Annotated in this window: 15 protein-coding genes; all 15 read left to right on the plus strand. The window is 59.8% G+C overall.

The window, feature by feature from the left end:
- The first annotated feature begins 53 nt into the window (after positions 1-53).
- The 15 genes from A3728_RS19390 to A3728_RS19470 all read left to right on the plus strand — a co-directional run bounded on the left by A3728_RS19390 (position 54) and on the right by A3728_RS19470 (position 17,749).
- The gene (locus tag A3728_RS19390; RefSeq protein WP_067927631.1) at positions 54-683 is read left to right on the plus strand and encodes a TetR/AcrR family transcriptional regulator; all 630 of its coding nucleotides are present in this window, start codon (positions 54-56) and stop codon (positions 681-683) included.
- Positions 684-687: 4 nt separating this feature from the next.
- Entirely contained in the window at positions 688-2,286 is a 1,599-nt protein-coding gene (locus A3728_RS19395; RefSeq protein WP_067927633.1) for an acyl-CoA carboxylase subunit beta, read from the plus strand.
- Between the two features lie 9 nt (positions 2,287-2,295).
- A complete protein-coding gene (locus A3728_RS19400) occupies positions 2,296-3,090 on the plus strand; it encodes a crotonase/enoyl-CoA hydratase family protein (RefSeq protein WP_067927639.1) in 795 nt (264 codons plus the stop codon).
- Positions 3,075-5,096 (plus strand): acetyl/propionyl/methylcrotonyl-CoA carboxylase subunit alpha, encoded by a 2,022-nt coding sequence (locus A3728_RS19405; protein WP_067927640.1) that lies wholly within the window; start codon positions 3,075-3,077, stop codon positions 5,094-5,096. Before A3728_RS19400 ends, A3728_RS19405 begins: the two co-directional genes overlap by 16 nt.
- Entirely contained in the window at positions 5,093-6,259 is a 1,167-nt protein-coding gene (locus tag A3728_RS19410) for an acyl-CoA dehydrogenase family protein (protein WP_067927642.1), read from the plus strand. Before A3728_RS19405 ends, A3728_RS19410 begins: the two co-directional genes overlap by 4 nt.
- Before the next feature lie 48 nt (positions 6,260-6,307).
- Positions 6,308-6,874, plus strand: a complete 567-nt coding sequence (locus tag A3728_RS19415) for a biotin transporter BioY (protein ID WP_067927644.1) — start codon at positions 6,308-6,310, stop codon at positions 6,872-6,874.
- Positions 6,875-7,165: 291 nt separating this feature from the next.
- Positions 7,166-7,609 carry an MBL fold metallo-hydrolase gene (locus A3728_RS23785; RefSeq protein ID WP_236630570.1) on the plus strand — a complete coding sequence of 148 codons (444 nt, stop codon included), beginning with the start codon at positions 7,166-7,168 and terminating at the stop codon, positions 7,607-7,609.
- 367 nt (positions 7,610-7,976) lie between these two features.
- Positions 7,977-8,672: a hypothetical protein gene (locus A3728_RS23790; protein ID WP_236630568.1), complete on the plus strand. Its 696-nt coding sequence runs from the start codon at positions 7,977-7,979 to the stop codon at positions 8,670-8,672.
- Between the two features lie 255 nt (positions 8,673-8,927).
- Positions 8,928-9,830, plus strand: coding sequence for a LysR family transcriptional regulator (locus tag A3728_RS19440; RefSeq protein WP_067927649.1), 903 nt, complete (start codon positions 8,928-8,930; stop codon positions 9,828-9,830).
- Between the two features lie 100 nt (positions 9,831-9,930).
- The gene (locus A3728_RS19445; protein WP_067927651.1) at positions 9,931-12,018 is read left to right on the plus strand and encodes a hydantoinase/oxoprolinase family protein; all 2,088 of its coding nucleotides are present in this window, start codon (positions 9,931-9,933) and stop codon (positions 12,016-12,018) included.
- The gene (locus A3728_RS19450; protein WP_067927653.1) at positions 12,015-13,724 is read left to right on the plus strand and encodes a hydantoinase B/oxoprolinase family protein; all 1,710 of its coding nucleotides are present in this window, start codon (positions 12,015-12,017) and stop codon (positions 13,722-13,724) included. The genes A3728_RS19445 and A3728_RS19450 overlap by 4 nt, the downstream gene beginning before the upstream one ends.
- Positions 13,721-14,932 (plus strand): NAD(P)/FAD-dependent oxidoreductase, encoded by a 1,212-nt coding sequence (locus tag A3728_RS19455; protein WP_067927655.1) that lies wholly within the window; start codon positions 13,721-13,723, stop codon positions 14,930-14,932. The genes A3728_RS19450 and A3728_RS19455 overlap by 4 nt, the downstream gene beginning before the upstream one ends.
- Entirely contained in the window at positions 14,932-15,705 is a 774-nt protein-coding gene (locus A3728_RS19460; RefSeq protein WP_067927658.1) for an HpcH/HpaI aldolase family protein, read from the plus strand. The genes A3728_RS19455 and A3728_RS19460 overlap by 1 nt, the downstream gene beginning before the upstream one ends.
- Positions 15,702-16,916 carry a pyridoxal phosphate-dependent aminotransferase gene (locus A3728_RS19465; protein ID WP_067927659.1) on the plus strand — a complete coding sequence of 405 codons (1,215 nt, stop codon included), beginning with the start codon at positions 15,702-15,704 and terminating at the stop codon, positions 16,914-16,916. Before A3728_RS19460 ends, A3728_RS19465 begins: the two co-directional genes overlap by 4 nt.
- A complete protein-coding gene (locus A3728_RS19470) occupies positions 16,913-17,749 on the plus strand; it encodes an NAD-dependent epimerase/dehydratase family protein (RefSeq protein ID WP_067927661.1) in 837 nt (278 codons plus the stop codon). The genes A3728_RS19465 and A3728_RS19470 overlap by 4 nt, the downstream gene beginning before the upstream one ends.
- Positions 17,750-17,751: the final 2 nt, after the last annotated feature.

Genomic DNA, 17,751 nt, shown 5'->3' on the forward strand with positions numbered 1-17,751 from the left:
TACATCGTTTACCTAACAGTCGTTAGTTAGGCGCTGAGGTGAATAGAAGACCCATGAAACAAACCACGACAAACAAAGCCCCCGAGACAGCGCGCAGCGCGGTCGGACGGGACGGGGTGCTGGACATTGCCGCGCGGCTTTTCCGCGAACAAGGCTACGGGTCCGTTTCGCTCCGAAAAATTGCCGAGGCCGCCGGGATCAAGGCGGGCAGCATATATTATCATTTTGGTTCCAAGGACGAGATCGTCGCGGCCGTTCTTGATGCAGGGATTCAAGTCGTTCACGCGAGCATGAGAGACGCCATCACCGCCCTGCCAGCCGATACCGATGGTGAAACGGTACTGCGCGCCGCGATCCGGGCGCATCTGCGCGCACTTCTTGATGTGAGCGATTATACATCGGCGAATGTGCGTATTTTCGGGCAGGTGCCGCAATCCGTGCGGGATGCCAACTTGCCCACGCGACGGGCCTATGAGGCAGAGTGGGACAGTCTTCTGTCCCAGCTTAAGAAAGACGGCACGCTGAAACAAGACGTCGATGTCCGCCGCCTGCGCCTGATGCTGATCGGTACATTGAACGCTACGCTCGATTGGTTCGACCCGGACCGCGGTAGCGCCGATGCGTTGTCACGCACCTATGCCGATGTGTTCCTCAACGGGATACTCCAAAGACAGGATACCTGACTTCATGGCACGACTTGAAACAGCGGTACAGACCGCATCAGAGACCTACACCCGCAACCACGCCGCACAAAGCGAGCGCGTCGAAACGCTGCGCGCGCGGATCGCCGAAGCAACGGCTGGCGGCCGCCCCGACATGGTCGCGCGGCATCGCAAGCGCGGCAAGCTTCTGGTGCGTGAACGGATCGACCTGCTGGTGGATCCGGGCACCGCGTTCATGGAACTGTCATCGCTTGCAACCTACGGGCAATATGGGGACGAGGTGCCCGGCGCGGGGATCGTGACCGGCATCGGTATTGTCCACGGGTTGCCCTGCGTGGTGATCGCCAATGACGCCACGGTGAAAGGCGGATCATTTTATCACGAGACGGTGCAGAAGCACATTCGCGCCCAGGAAATCGCGGCGGATAACCGGCTGCCCTGCCTCTATCTGGTGGACTGCGGCGGCGCCTATCTGCCGGAACAGGATCGGGTTTTCCCCGATGCCCGGCATTTCGGCAATTCCTTCTATCGCCAGACCAACATGTCGGCCAGCGGTCTGCCGCAGATCTCGGCCGTGTTCGGCGGCTGCACGGCGGGCGGCGCCTATATTCCCGCCCTGTCGGACGAGGTCATCATGGTGCGCGGAAATGCGCGCATCCATCTGGGCGGGCCGTCAATCGTCAAGGTGGCGATCAACGAAGAGGTCGATGGCGAAACGCTGGGCGGGGCCGAGATGCATTCGCGTGTTTCGGGGGTGTCCGACCATCTGGCCGAGGACGAGTATCACGCATTGGCACTCATGCGCGACATCGTGGCCGAGCTGGGCCAATCGCGCGCGATGCAGCCGGACCAGACCCCCGAAGCGCCCGCCCATGATCCCTCCGAGCTGCTTGGCGTGATCAGCGCCGACCGCAAGGAGCCTTATGACATGCGCGAGGTACTGCTGCGCATGATCGACGCCGGCGAATTCCGCGAATTCAAGCCCGGTTGGGGCGAAACGCTGGTCTGCGGCACGGCGTGCATCCATGGATACCGGGTTGGCATTCTGGCCAACAACGGCGCGCTTTTGTCCGAAAGTTCGCTGAAGGGCGCGCAGTTCGTGTCGATGTGCGATCAACGGAACATCCCGCTGTTGTTCCTGCACAACATCTCGGGCTTCATGGTCGGAACCGACGCCGAACGCGGCGGAATCGCCAAGGACAGCGCCAAGCTGGTCTATGCCATGTCGGTGGCCAAGGTGCCGCGCCTTTCGGTCCTCTTGGGCGGCTCATACGGGGCGGGCAACTACGGCATGTGCGGACGTGGTTTCGCCCCGAATTTTCTCTTTGCCTGGCCCACGGCGGAACTGGCCACCATGTCTGCCGACATCGCCACAAATGTGATGCTGGAACTGCGCCGCCAGAAAGGGGGCGACCCGGGCAAGATGGAGGCCGACATGAAGCTGATCGAGGAGCAAGTTCGGGCCCAGTATGGTGAACAGTCCGATCCCTATTATGCCACCTCGCGGCTTTGGGATGACGGGCTGATCGAACCCGCGCAAACCCGCGATATCCTTGGCCTGTGCCTGGCCATCGTGACATCGGTGCCCGAAGCCGGTCGCCATACGCCTGTATTCAGAATGTGAGGCTTCAAGTTGACCAATACCTACAACACGATCCTTGTCGAAACTGATGCGCGCGGCGTCGCCACGCTGACGCTCAACCGCCCCGACAAACACAATGCGCTGAATGGCGAATTGATCGCAGAGCTATACGATGCCGCCGAAAAGCTGGCTGCAGATGACGATGTGCGTATTGTGGTCCTGACCGGCGCGGGCAAGAGCTTCTGCGCGGGCGGCGATTTCAACTGGTTCTCGTCAAACATCGAAAAGTCCCGTGCCGAACGGGTAGACCAGAGCGCCACGCTGGCGCGGTTGTTGCGCCGTCTTGACACGCGGCCCAAACCCTTGATCGGGAGGATCAACGGCCCGGCCTACGGTGGCGGTGTCGGCATGATTTCCGTCTGCGACTACACCATCGGCGCCGAAGGCGCGCGCTTCGGTCTGACCGAGGTCAAGCTGGGCCTTCTGCCCGCGAATATATCGCCTTACGTGGTGGCCCGCATCGGCAAGGTGCATTCGCGTGAGACCATGCTGTCGGGGGCGTTGTTCGACACCGCCCGCGCCGAGCGGATCGGTCTGTTGACCGAAGTTGTCGCGCCGGGCGACTTGGACGCCACGGTGAACCGGGTGGTGCATGATCACCTTCAGGCCGCGCCGGGTGCCGTGGCCGATACCAAGGCGCTGATCGCCTATGTCGCGTCCCACGATCTGGAGACCAATATGATCTACACCGCCGACCGGCTGGCCGATGCGTGGGAGACGGAGGAAGGTATCGAAGGCATCAACAGCTTCATCAACAAGGGCGTTCCGTCATGGCGGGTGAAATGAGCTTCACCCGCGTTCTGATCGCCAACCGGGGCGAGATTGCCCGCCGTATTCAGCGCGGATGCCGCAAACTAGGGTTGGAAAGCGTGGCTGTGTTTTCAGAGGCCGACCGCGACGCGCCCTTCGTGCACAAGGCCGATCATGCCGTCTGCATCGGCGGGGCGGCCCCTTCGGAAAGCTATCTGAACGTCGGGGCCATTCTGGATGCCGCACGCGCGACCGGCGCGGGGGCGCTGCATCCGGGCTATGGCTTTCTGTCGGAAAACGCCGGTTTCGCGGCCGCGGTCGAGGCGGCGGGCCTTGTGTTCATCGGGCCGAAGCCCGATGCAATTGCCATGATGGGGTCGAAAATCGAGGCCAAGGCGGCTGCCGAGGACGCAGGCGTGCCCGTGCTACCCGGTTATCGCGGCGAAGATCAGTCCGTTGCGTGCCTGCTGGAAGAGGCCGAGGCGCTTGGCACCCCCTTTCTGGTCAAGGCCAGCGCAGGCGGCGGCGGGCGCGGGATGCGGCTGGTCACCGATCTGGGCGAGGCACCCGAGGCGATCGCATCCGCCCGGGCCGAGGCCCAGGGGGCCTTTGGCGATCCGGCGGTGTTCCTTGAACGCTACGCGCCCCGCGCCCGCCACGTCGAGGTTCAGGTGCTGGGCGATACTCACGGCACCGCGCTGCATCTTGGCGACCGCGACTGTTCGCTTCAGCGCAACCACCAGAAGCTGATCGAAGAGGCCCCCGCCGCAGATCTGCCCGAGGCATTGCGCGACGACATGCGCGCGGCGGCTGTGCGGCTGGCGCAGGCGATCGGCTATCGCTCGGCCGGGACGGTGGAATACCTCTATGATCCGGCCCGTGGCGAATATTACTTTCTTGAAATGAACACCCGCCTGCAGGTCGAACACCCCGTGACCGAGGCGATCACCGGCATCGACCTGGTTGAATGGCAGTTGCGCATCGCGCGGGGCGAGCCACTGACACTGGCGCAATCGGATGTGAAATTCGACGGGCACGCCATTGAAATCCGCATCGCCGCCGAAAACCCGGCCGAAAATTTCCGCCCCGAAACGGGCCAGATCACCCTTTGGGCTCCGCCCGTGGGTGTGCGGCTGGACACAGGGGTCGAAGCAGGCTCGGTCGTCAGCCACCATTACGATTCGATGATTGCCAAGCTGGTCGTCCATGCGCCGGACCGGGCCGGAGCGATCCGCCGGGCGGTTGCCGCGATGGATGACTTTGCCGTCGGCGGCGTCGGTCTGAACCTGGCCTATCAACGTGCCCTGCTGCTGCATCCGGATTTTCAGACGTTCCGGCACCACACATCGGGTTTGCCCGAGATGTTCCCCGATGGCTGGACGCGCCCGACCCCCGATCCCCGGGACATGGCCCTTGCCGCGATTGCGCTGCACCTGCATCTCGCGCCAGCGGCGGCGGGCGCGTCGCCCTGGGAAAGCCTTGGGTCATGGCGGCTCACGGCCCCTGGCGGACGGCCCGGTGCGGCATCTTATTGGGATACAACCAATGACGACCCGATCCGCGTGACCGGCTCCGGAACAATATTCGCCGCCGGGCCGCTAGGCGGCCTGACCATCACGGTCGAAACCGCCGCCCTGACCGGGGACCGTCTGAGCGGACGCATCGACGGTGTTCCATTTGCGCACATCGCCCATTTCGAACGTTCCCGCGATCATTGGCGGGTGCACCTGCAAACCTCTGCCGGAATGACCGCGACAGATCTGCGTACGCTGGAAGACCAGCATCTGCAACGTGCCACCGGCGGATCTGGCGGCGCTAACCTGTTGTCCGCACCCATGCCCGGCGCGGTCGCCGAGCTGCGCGTCGCGCCCGGCGACCGCGTCGAAGCCGGTGACGCGCTGATGGTGCTGGAGGCCATGAAGCTCTTGCAAAGCCTGACCGCGCCGGTCGCGGGCGTGGTGACTGAAATCTATTGTGCACCCGGCGATACGGTTGCCGGGCACGCCCCACTTATCAAACTCGATCCAGAGGAAAACACATGACCAGACAAGACAGCATTACTCAGGTCACCGGCCCGTTCAACGAAGACCTCGACATGATCCGCGACCAGCTGCGCAGGTACATCGAAACCGAGGTGACCGCCAAGGCCGAGCCTTGGGAGGAGGAGGGCAAGGTCCCCCGCGACGTGCTGCGCCGGATGGGTGATCTCGGCGTGCTGGGGATGCGCTATGACGAACAGTATGGCGGCGCGGGGCTGGACGTGATGTCCAGCGTGGTTTTGGCCGAAGAGGTCGGGCGATCCACTTACGGCGGATTCTCGGCCACGGTTCTGGTCCACACCGACATGGCCTCGCCGCATCTGGAAAATGCCGGCACGCCCGAACAAAAGGCGCGGTGGATGCCATCGATCACCTCGGGCGAAATGATCACCGCCGTCGCAGTGACCGAGCCTGGCGCGGGCTCGGACGTCGCGGGCATGCGCACCCGCGCGGTGCGGGACGGGTCGGATTGGGTGCTGAACGGCACCAAGATGTTCATCACCAACGGCGTGCATGGCGATCTCTACTTTGTCGGTGCCAAGACCGATCCCGATGCCAAGGGGTCCCGCGGGATCACCATTTTTGCGGTCGAACAAGGCACGCCGGGCTTTTCGGTCGGACGGGCGTTGAACAAGACCGGCTGGCTGTGCTCGGACACTGCCGAACTGATCTTCGAAGATGTCCGCATCCCGGCCGAAAACGTTTTGGGCGAGGTCAACCGCGGCTTCTATTCGGTAATGAAGAACTTCCAGAACGAACGCATCGTGCTGGGTGCGATGGCCTGTGCCGAAGCGCAGACCGCGCTGGAGATGACCGTGGATTATGTCAAGCAGCGCAGGGCCTTTGGCGGCGTTCTGTGGGACAAGCAGGCCGTGCGCCAACGGCTGGCCGACTGTCAGACGCGGATCGCGGCAGGACGTCAGTTGGTCTATCACGCCGCGGGTCTGGATGCCGCAGGTCGTGACTGCGTGAAAGAGGTCTCGATGGTCAAAGCTTATTGCGGGGAACTGGTGAACACTGTGCTTTATGACTGCGTCCAGTTTCACGGCGGCATGGGTTATATGCGCGAAACACCGGTGGAACGCATGTCACGCGATGCCCGTGTGCAGGCCATCGGCGGCGGGGCGAGCGAAGTCATGTTGGAAGAAGTCGCAAAGCGCATGTGAGCTTACTACCCGAAAAATCAACAATCTACAGAAACAAGGACGTAAAAGATGAATTTGGAAACCACTCAAAGCCAATCACTCGCAAAACTGACGCGAGAGATCTCGATCATACTCGTCGGCACAATTCTTCTGACACTATCCGCCAAAATCGTGGTGCCGTTCTACCCGGTTCCTATGTCTACACAAACCCTGGTTGTCTTGGGTCTGGGTCTTTTCCTGGGGCCGGTGCGCAGTAGTCTTGTTGTTGTGACATACCTTTTCGAAGGTCTACTTGGCTTGCCGGTCTTCGCAGGCACGCCTCCGGCGCCGGCCGGACTGGCGTATATTGCGGGTCCCACAGGCGGATACCTGATAGGCTTCGCACTTGCAGCGGCCGCTACCGGAAGGATTGTTCAAGCACTGCAAGGGCTTCGGCCCGCATTCAGAGCATCTGTCGCTGTCTTGTTTGGTTCGATAATCATGTACTGCGCAGGGCTGTTCTGGTTGGGTGGCTTTGTCGGTTATGGCGAAAAGTTGCTGAACGCCGGTCTTTACCCGTTCCTTCTCGGGGATCTGACGAAGGCGACAATTGCTGTAGTTCTGTATACTGCTTACCATAATCGCCGCCGCGTGTGACTGCCAGCCCAAGACTGTATCAGACTGTTTCAGTCTCATACGGTCTTGGTCCAATATAAGTTGAAATGGTCCGATGCCAGATTTGACAGGCACTGGACGCCAGCCTGAGGTTTCCGACTCCATGCGAGAGCAATGCGGAAAACTGTGCGAACAGGTTTGTTCGCAATCAATACCTGGTCGCACACAATGAAAAGAAGCAGCATGTTTTTCTCAGAGCCGGAGCCTTGCCGCGCGAAGGGAGTCGAATTGGCCCCTGGAATTCTGAGGATCGTCGCGAACAATCCCGGAAAGATGACCTACCACGGGACAAATAGCTACATCATTGATACGCCTGATGGTCGGCTCATAATCGACCCCGGCCCAGCAGAAGACCGTGCGCATTTCGAGGCAATCGTCGAAAGTTTGGGGGCCAAACCATCCGGGATTCTGCTCACACACCACCATTCTGATCATTTCGGAGCCGCCCCAGCCGTGCGCGAAAGGACAGAGGCGCCTGTTTATGTCTCACGGGCATTCCCTGACGATGCATTTCGACCTGACCGGTTTCTGGAGGACGGACAGGTCATCGCCGGTCTTACCGTCCTGCACACACCCGGTCACGCGAGCGATCACCTTTGTTTCGCGAGACCTGACGGAGTGCTCTTCACGGGCGACCACGTTATGAGTTGGAACAGTTCGATCGTCAGCCCCCTAACGGAAACGTGCACGACTACTGCGCGCGGCTACACCGGCTGATTGAGCGCGAAGATAGGATCTACTTTCCGGGGCACGGACCTATACTCCGGGATCCGCAACCTTACGTCAAACGGTTGCTCTCCAACCGTATGCGTCGCGAGGCGGAGATCCTCGCCCACCTCTCAAACACCCCGGATTCGGTCCAGAATATCGCCACTTCCGTCTACCAGAAAACCGACCCCCATATCGCAATGGCCGCAGAACGAGACGTTGCGGCGCATCTGTAGAAGCTGTTGTCTGAGTCGCGGGTGGTACAAGATGGCGGGATCTGGAAATTAACATAAACTTCATTATGCGTCGTTATAGTTAGTGTTGCGATAGTATATTATCGTATGTATGCTGGATTCCTGTCACGAGGTTCCTCAGCATGCGCCATTCAGTCAAGAAGCTCCTCCCCTCAGTCGCAGTCGCTTTGACCGTGACTGGTCTTTCGCTACCAATGTCCGCCCGAGCGCAGACATACCCGATCGACTGCGCGATCCTCTTGTGTCTGTCTGGCGGTTGGCCGGCTTCGGTACCATGCGCCCGGGCTCGCGCCGAATTCATCAGGCGGATAACGCCCTGGCCGGTGGAACCGCCGCTGCAAATCTGGCGCTGTCCCATGGGCGCCTCCTATGAGAGCGATCGGCCATCAAACAACGCTGGGCGCATATTTGAAGTTTTGTACCGGCCCGACAACCGTCGGCCGCTCCAATCCTCGCCAGTTTACGATCTCGTTCCAGCCAACTGGGCTCTTCAGCACGTTCAAGATCGCGCAGACATCGATATCAGCGGACCTGAATTCAACTTCGTGCGGTCCATCCGCGTCTTTGATATTCGCTATGCGCGGCAGCATGAATCCGGTCGTGACGGTGACTGCAATCGCAGCGCGACTGTAGTCCTTGGCACTTACAGGACCCAAGGCGATTTCTCCTGGCAACGATCTTCCATAACTGCCCTGCCCGAGGCCCATGTCGGTCTCGAACGTTGGGGCCAGAATTGCCCGGGTATCTATCACCGGTCCGTCTTCGTTGATTGGCGTGACTATGAGGGCAATTACGGATTTGAGCAGGTAAACTACTAGCGTCGACAATAGCAGCGGTATCATCGACCTGCGGCAATTTGAGCGCGCTCAGTTACTCGAATACCAGCCGTTCGCTGCTGTCTGTGGCAAGGACCGTAGAGCGGGACAATTTGGACCTTGCCCCCGGCAAAACTAAGGTCTGCTCACAACACTTTGCGGACTGAGCCATCCGATCGAAGAGTGGTTTTCTCACGATTAAAGTTGCTGAAAAATCGAGGCCGTGCATGATCATGAAAACTGATCCTGTAGGCCAAAATGATAAAAAGTCAGATCACACTGAAGCAACTCGAAGCTTTTGCCTTTGTCGTTGACACTGGCACCTTCCGAGCCGCTGCGACTGCTCTCGGAACGACGCAGCCTAATATCTCGTCGCGGATTTCTGCTCTGGAAATGGCTTTGGATGTTGCGCTTCTTTATCGAGACGCAGGTTCAGTACGCCTGACCGAGAAGGGTCGGGAGCTCCTCGTTCTAACACGGGACATTCTTCGCGCCGGAGAAGCCCTGTTGGAGGCGGCGGGACGTCAAGAGTTGATCGAAGAACGCCTTCGGCTTGGTGTCACAGAACTTGTGGCTTGCACATGGCTGCAATCGTTCCTGCGGCTTTTGCGACAAGAGTACCCAAACCTGCGCGTCGAGCTGGAGGTCGATCTATCCCGTCAGATTGACGAGCGCTTGCGCGAAGGACGGCTCGATCTGGCGCTGCAGAATGGTCCTTTTGCATTTCAAGCAACCGGCGAACAGGCGTTGTCCGAGGAACCTTATGTTTGGGTCGCCAACGCGGACCTTGCGAACGAGCTAGCAGGCGGGACATCAGTCGCGCGTTTCTTTGACAAGGCCGTTTTAACTCATGCCCGTCATACGAGTGCCGCACGTGCGCTGCACGAGCTGGCTGCGAAGGGTGGCTATGACGCGGGCAAGATCATTCACTCGAGCGCTCTGTCCGCGTGTCTTCCGATGGTCAATGAGGGCTTGGGGGTTGCGTTGCTGCCCCGCTCCCTGGTCTCGGAGGAGATTAAAGACGGACGTTTGCAGTCTCTCAAGTCGGATTGGATTGCGCCGCCGCTTTCATTTTTTGCCCGTTTCAACACGGATCGTGCTCCGCGCTTCGTTGCCAAGGCTTGTGAGATTGCAGCATCTGTTCGGCCAGCGGAAACGTAAGATAACTCAGATTTATCAGGTATAGAAAATCTATTGATTTGCTTTCTGCTCTCGCGCGGGACCTAATGCTCTGAATTCAGGTGCTTGAGTGGAGATCGTAATGAAGGCCGAATCTATTCGCATGGGCGTCGACATTGGCGGCACCTTCACGGATGTCGTCCTCGAAAAGGGCGGTGAGCAGTTCTCGACCAAAGTCCTGACGACCTATGCGGCCCCCGAGAGCGCGATCATAGACGGTATGCATCAGGTCTGCGCTAAGGCAGGTGTCGATCCCTCAGCCATTGAGCAGATCATCCATGGAACAACTCTGGCCACCAACGCGCTGATTGAGCGGCGCGGTGCCAAAACGGCATTGATCACAACCGAAGGCTTCCGTGATGTGATCGAGATGCGCACCGAAAGTCGGTTTGAGCAATACGACCTGAACCTGAACCTCCCTGATCCGCTTTTGCCGCGTCAGATGCGTTTCACTGTCCCAGGGCGGGTGAACGCCAAAGGCGAAATCCTGGTAGAGCTTGAGCGTGCGGATGTCGAAGCCGTTGTGGACCGGATCGCGGAAGCGGGCTTCGAAAGCGTCGCGGTCGGTTTGATCCACTCGTACCTCAACCCCAAGCATGAACAGTTGGTTCGTGATGTTCTGGCCGAAAAACTCCCCCATGTGTCGGTGTCGATCTCGTCCGAGGTCTCGCCGCAGATGCGCGAATACGAGCGGTTCAATACCGTGGTCGCCAATGCGTATATCAAACCGCTGATGGCGTCCTACCTTGGACGTTTAGAGGACAGGCTTCGCGGCGAAGGCGTCAGTTGCCGGATTTTCCTGATGCATTCGGGCGGTGGAATTATCTCGATCCAGAACGCAGCGGATTTTCCAGTACGACTCGTGGAAAGCGGACCAGCGGGCGGTGCGGTCTTTGCGGCCCATATTGCCGCCCGATATGGTCTGGACAAGGTGCTGTCCTTCGACATGGGCGGGACCACGGCCAAGATTTGCCTGATCAAGATTCAGACCCCCAAGACCAGCCGCGTGTTTGAGGTCGCGCGCACGTATCGCTTCAAGAAAGGTTCGGGCATGCCGATCTCGATCCCGGTGATCGATATGGTCGAAATTGGTGCGGGCGGCGGGAGCCTTGCCCATGTGGACGGCATGCGGCAAATTCGTGTCGGCCCTGAAAGTGCAGGGTCCGAACCTGGACCCGCCTGTTATGGGCGTGGCGGCACGAAACCGGGTGTGACAGATGCCGACCTTGTGCTGGGCAAGTTGGATCCGGACAATTTTGCCGGTGGCTCGATCGCCCTGCATCCCGATCAATCGCAACAGGCGTTGAGCACGCATGTCGGTGACACGCTGGACATGGACGCGATTGAGGCGGCCTTTGGCGTGGCCGAGGTGGTTGACGAAAACATGGCCAATGCGGCGCGGGTTCACGCCGTCGAGAATGGCGAAGACCTGAGCGAGTACACCATGATCGCCTTTGGCGGCGCAGCTCCGCTGCATGCCGGGCGTCTTTGCGAAAAGCTTGGGGTTGAGCGGCTGCTTGTGCCACCTGGCGCAGGTGTCGGTTCTGCCATTGGCTTCCTGCGCGCGCCGTTCAGCTTCGAGGCCAACCGGTCGGTCTATATGAAGCTGAGCGATTTCGATGCGGACAAGATCAAAGGCCTGCTGACCGATCTCAAAGCCGAGGCGACAGGCTTTGTGCGCACTTGCGATGAAGTCAGCCCGATCCTGTCGGAGTTCAAGGTCTACATGCGCTACACCGGTCAGGGCTGGGAAATCCCAATTGACCTCACCGAAGAACAGGCGATGAACCCTGATGCTGCTATCTTTGAGGCCCGGTTCGAGGAAGACTACACCAAGCTTTTCGGTCGTCCGGTCGCGGGCATGGATATCGAGATCACCGTCTGGTCGGTGAACGCCACAACGCCGCCGGAAGACGTCGCGCGCATTGAAACGACGGACGGCAGCGCGCCTGTTGTGCTGAACGGCACGAGGCAGCTTTTTGATGCGGCATCCGGCACATACCTTGAGGCCCATGTCATCGACAGAAGCCTTATGGAAACAGGTCAACGCGCGCATGGCCCTGCCGCCGTAACCGAGGCCGAAACCACCATCATCGTGCCCGCCAGTCGGGATGCTATCCGCCAACCGGACGGCTGTATCGACGTGGTGACAAAGGGAGCAGCGCAATGAGCCAGGACCATTCCAAAGTCGCCTATCAGGTCATGTGGAACCGCCTGATTTCGGTCGTCGAAGAACAGGCGCAGGCACTGGTGCGCACGGCGTTCTCCACTTCCGTCCGCGAGGCCGGGGACCTGTCGGCAGGCGTCTATGACACGCATGGGAACATGCTGGCGCAGGCCGTCACGGGCACTCCGGGCCATGTCAACGCAATGGCCGACGCCGTGGCGCATTTCATTCGCCGGATTGGGCGTCAAAACATGTTTGAAGGCGATGTCTATATAACCAACGATCCGTGGGAGGGCACGGGGCACCTGCATGACATCACCATGGTCACACCTTCCTTCCACAATGGCACTTTGGTCGGTTTTTTTGCCTGCACGGCGCATATTGTGGATATCGGCGGGCGAGGCTTTGGCGCGGATGCGCAGAGCGTTTACGAGGAAGGCTTGTATATCCCGATCATGAAATTCGCTGATCGTGGTGAGGTGGACGAAACGCTTGTCCGCATCATCAGGGGCAACGTGCGGGAACCGGATCAGCTGATCGGCGACATCTACGCGCTGGCAACCTGTAATGAGATCGGACACCGCCGCTTGATCGACATGATGGAGGAGTTTGAACTCGACCATCTGGACGGCATCGCCGCTTTCATCCTCGAAAACTCGCGCCGGGCGACGATCGAGGCGATCGCTGCATTGCCGCAGACATCCGCCTCCGGCGAGATGACGATGGACGGCTTTGATGTGCCCATCACGCTGAAGGTGAAGGTCAGCGTTGAAAACGACCGTATCGTCACCGACTTCACGGGAACGTCCGGTCTCGACAAGAAGGGCATCAACTGCCCGCTTGTCTACACAAAGGCTTACGCCTGCTACGCGCTCAAAGTGGCGATTGCGCCGGAGATCCCGAACAACGCGGCCTCTCTCGCGCCGTTTGAGATCACCGCACCCGAAAACTCCATCGTCAACGCATTGCACCCCGCGCCTGTCGCGCTGCGTCACATCGTGGGGCATTTTGTGCCGGATGCGGTCTACGACGCGTTCGACAAGATCGTGCCGGGTTTGGTGCCTGCCGAAGGCGCGGGATGTCTGTGCAACTTCCAGGTCAGCTTGCGGCCGCGCAGCGACGCACCGGCCCCTGCGGACGCGCGCAGGTCCGAGGTTTTGACCTTCAATTCAGGTGGCTCCGGTGCACGGCCCGAACATGACGGCATGAACGCTACAGCCTTCCCATCGGGCGTGATGACCATGCCGATTGAGGCGACCGAACACGCAGGCCCCGTCATCATCTGGCGCAAGGAACTGCGGCCCGACAGCGGCGGCGCGGGCAAGACGCGCGGCGGTTTGGGGCAGTACATGGAAGTCGGCGCACAGGAAGGCCACGAGTTCGATATTCAGGCCATGTTCGACCGCAGCCAGCACCCCGCTCGGGGCCGCCGCGGCGGCTCGAGCGGCGCACCAACGACCATCGCGCAGGACGATGGATCGGCGATGCGGGTCAAGGGCAAGCAGTTCGTCCCACACGGTCGAAAGGTGGTGATGGCCTTCCCCGGCGGCGCTGGCTACGGCAATCCGGCGGAGCGTCCCAAGGACCTTGTGAAACGCGATCTGGCGCGGGGCTATATTTCTGAAGAAACGGCTCGGACGGACTATGGCTTGTCCCCCGAGGACATCGCGGCGGTTCAATCTGCCGTCGCAAGGGGGGAACAGATATGAGTAACCAAAGCCCAACACAGCAGAGCTATGACGTGATCATCATCGGAGGCGCCATTATGGGCGCCTCGACCGCTTGGTTCCTGTCCGACAACAAGGATTTTGACGGCTCGGTCCTCGTTGTCGAACGTGACACGACCTATGAGAACTGCTCGACCACGCACACGAACTCCTGCATGCGGCAGCAATTCTCGACCGAATTGAACGTGCGGATTAGCCAGTTTGCCGCCGATTTCGTCAAAAACATCCGCAGATATATGGGTGGCGATGACCGCGTGCCGGAACTTGGTATCCGCTCCTTCGGGTACATGTATTTTGCCGACAACGAAGGCTTTGCCGATGTGCTGCGCGAAAGCCAACAGGTGCAATTGGCGGCTGGTGCGGCAACCCAGCTTATGACACCCGAAGAGATCAAAACCGCTTACCCCTTTTACAATGTGGACGACATCGTGCTGGGGTCCATCAACCTGGTGGACGAAGGCTATTGGGACGGAGCCGCTGTCAATGATTGGTGGCGACGTCAAAGCCGCGAGCGTGGTGTCGAATGGGTCCAGAACGAAGTTGTGGCGATGACCCGCAACGCTGCTGGCACCCGCGTCGAAAGCGTCACTCTCGCCTCAGGCGAAGTGATTGCCTGTGGTCAGGTCGTCAATGCGTCCGGCCCACGCGCGGCACGCACCGCCGAGATGGCAGGCATCGATGTGCCGGTGGAGCCGCGCAAACGCTATTCGTGGATATTCAAGGCCGAACAACCTTTGGATCAGGACTTGCCACTAACCATCGACCCCTCGGGTGTGCACGTGCGCGAAAACGGCGGCGGCACATATCAGTGCGGCGGGCATTCCGACTATGATCCGGCGGTAGACTTTGACGATTATGCGATGGATCATTCCATGTGGGAAAACCACGTCTGGCCCATCCTTGCGACCCGCATCCCGCAGTTCGAGGCGATCAAAGTGCAATCCGAATGGGGCGGGCATTACGCCATGAATACGTTTGATCACAACGCAATCATGGGACCGCACACAGAGCTTTCGAACTTCGTCTTCCTTAATGGTTTCTCTGGACACGGGCTGCAGCAGGCGCCTGCCATGGGGCGTGGGACGGCCGAATGGCTGACCTATGGCGAATACCGCGCGCTTGATCTAACACCGTTCAATTACGCACGAATTCCGGCAAATTCGCCGATCATCGAGAAAGCCATTATCTGATGAAGCTTCCCGCCAATCCCTTCACCCGCGCCATTGCCACCGGTGAGAAACAAATCGGCCTTTGGATCAGCCTGTGCAGCAACTTCGCCGCAGAGGTGGTATCGACCGCAGGATACGACTGGGCGCTGATCGACATGGAGCACAGCGCCAACGATTATTTCAGCGTACTCGGTCAGCTTCAGGCCTTTGCGGCGTCCTCGACCACGGCCCTCGTGCGGGTGGAGTGGAACGACGCGGTTGCGGTCAAGCGGCTGTTGGATCTGGGCGCGCCGGGCCTGTTGTTTCCGATGATCCAATCTGTGGAAGAGGCCAAACAAGCGGTTGCGGCGACGCGCTACCCGCCACACGGCGTTCGTGGCGTCTCGGGCGCGACCCGCGCGACAGCCTTTGGGCGCATCACCGATTATGTGGCGCGTGTAGAGGACGAAACCACTGTTCTCTTGCAACTGGAAACCCGTGCTGCCGTCGAACAGGCCGAAGCGATTGGCGCGGTCGATGGCGTCAGCGGTATCTTCTTTGGACCTGCAGACATTGCCGCCGATATTGGCAAACTCGGCAAGCCGATGGACCCGCCTGTTTGGGCCTTGATCAAACCGGCGGCGCAAAAACTGATTGCCAAGGGCATGCCGGTTGGCACCTTGGTCACGGACCCTGCCTTTGCGGCTGACTTGTTGAACGAAGGCTTCACCTTTGTTGCAATTGCAACTGACACGGGGCTTTTGGCGCGGGCCGCAGATGCGGCCCTGGCGCAAACAAAAGGCGCGCTGCAATGAGTTTCGCCTCATCACGTCTTGCTCAGGTCAAACCGTCCGCTTCTGCCTGGGTCAGTCAGGCGGCGAAAGAGGCCAAGGCGCGCGGTGAAGATGTCATTGACCTTGGTCTTGGCGAGCCGGATTTCGACACACCCGACCACATCAAAGAGGCTGCGCATCAGGCGGCCTTGCGCGGTGAGACAAAATATCCCCCGACCAATGGCACGCTCGCGATGCGGCAGGCTGTCGTGGACAAGTTCAAACGCGAAAACGCTCTGGACTACGCGCTGGACGAAGTGATCGTGTCAAACGGGGCCAAGCAGGTGTTGTTCAACGCTTTCATGGCCACGTTGGAGCCGGGAGACGAGGTGTTGCTGTGCGCGCCCTATTTCGGTCAGTACAAGGACATTGTGCTTATCCTGGGCGGCGTGCCGGTACCGCTGGAATGCCCAGCTGACGCGGGCTTTCTGCTGACGCCTGATCAACTGCGGGACGCCATCACGCCCAAAACGCGCTGGCTGCTTTTGAACCAACCGTCAAACCCATCGGGTGCGGTCTATTCGGATGCCGAGATCACGGCATTGGGCGACGTGCTGGCCGATCATGACCGCGTGCTGGTCCTGTCGGACGAAATCTATGAGCACATCCTGTTTGACGGCCGCGTGTTCCGATCGTTTGCGGCGCTTTGCCCGAGTTTGAAAGACCGCACTCTGACGGTCAACGGCGTGTCCAAAGCCTATGCCATGACGGGTTGGCGCATTGGCTTTGGTGCTGGGCACAAGGAACTGATCGCGGCGATGACCAAAGTACAAAGCCAGATCTCGTCAGGAGCGTGCTCCATCGCCCAAGCGGCTGCCGCGGCCGCATTGAACGGGCCACAAGATGAGGTCCGTAACTTTTGCCGGGCGTTCGAGGCGCGCCGTGATCTTGTGGTCGCGCGTGTGGCCCAGATCCCGGGCTTGACGCTGGACGCACCGGACGGTGCGTTTTACGGCCTTATCGGCTGCGCGGGTCTAATTGGCGCCAAGACCCCTCTGGGCGAGACGATTGAAGCAGATACAGACGTGACCGCCTATCTTCTGAAGGCCGCAGGCGTCGCCGCCGTGCCCGGCAGCGCCTATGACCTTTCACCGTTTTTCCGAATTTCAACAGCGGCCTCGGAAGAGGTTCTTAACGATGCGATGGATCGCATTGCTCGCGCTGTTTCTGACCTCAAAGGACTGACTTTATGAAAAAGATCGTACTTACCGGCGCGGCTGGTCGCCTTGGTTCCTATCTGCGAGAGCCACTTTCGAAGATGTGCGAAGACTTCGTATCCTCGGACATTGCGGACAGCGTCACAAATCTTGCGAATGAAACCTACGTAAAGGCAGACATCACCGATCTCGACGCCATGGTTGCCCTGCTCGAAGGCGCGGACATGGTGGTGCATTTCGGCGCGGTCGGTGACGAAGCCCCGATGGATGTGCTGTGGGGCCCGAACTTCTACGGCGCTTACACCGTGTGGGAGGCCGCCTATCGCAACAAGCTGCGCCGCGTTGTCTATGCCTCGTCCATCCATGCGGTTGGCATGCATAAGAAAACGGACTTCATCGGCATCGACGCGCCGCACAAGCCCGACACGTTCTATGGGCTTGCCAAGTGTTTTGCCGAAGACCTCGCCTCTCTTTACTGGGACAAACGCGGGGTGGAATCTGTATGCATGCGCATCTTGTCGTGTGCGCAACCGACCAATTCACGCGCCGTGGGCACCTGGCTCAGCTATGATGATCTGATCCACATGGTAGAACGCGCCATCAACACGCCCATCACAGGTTTCAGCGTGGTCTACGGCGTGTCGAACAACGATCGTGCACCAGTCGATAACGCCAAGGCGCAACACTTGGGCTACCGCCCGAAGGATAACGCGGAGCAATTCGCTGCAGAAATCTATGCCGCAGATGGCCCGCTCGACCCCCATGATCCCGCCAACACCCACCACGGCGGCCCGTTTGCATCCGTCGAGTTGGGCAATAGCGGCATGGCCCATCTGAACCTCAGCACAGACGATACCGGAAAGGATTAAGC

The organism is Sulfitobacter sp. HI0040 (assembly GCF_001634885.1).
GTDB lineage: Bacteria > Pseudomonadota > Alphaproteobacteria > Rhodobacterales > Rhodobacteraceae > Sulfitobacter.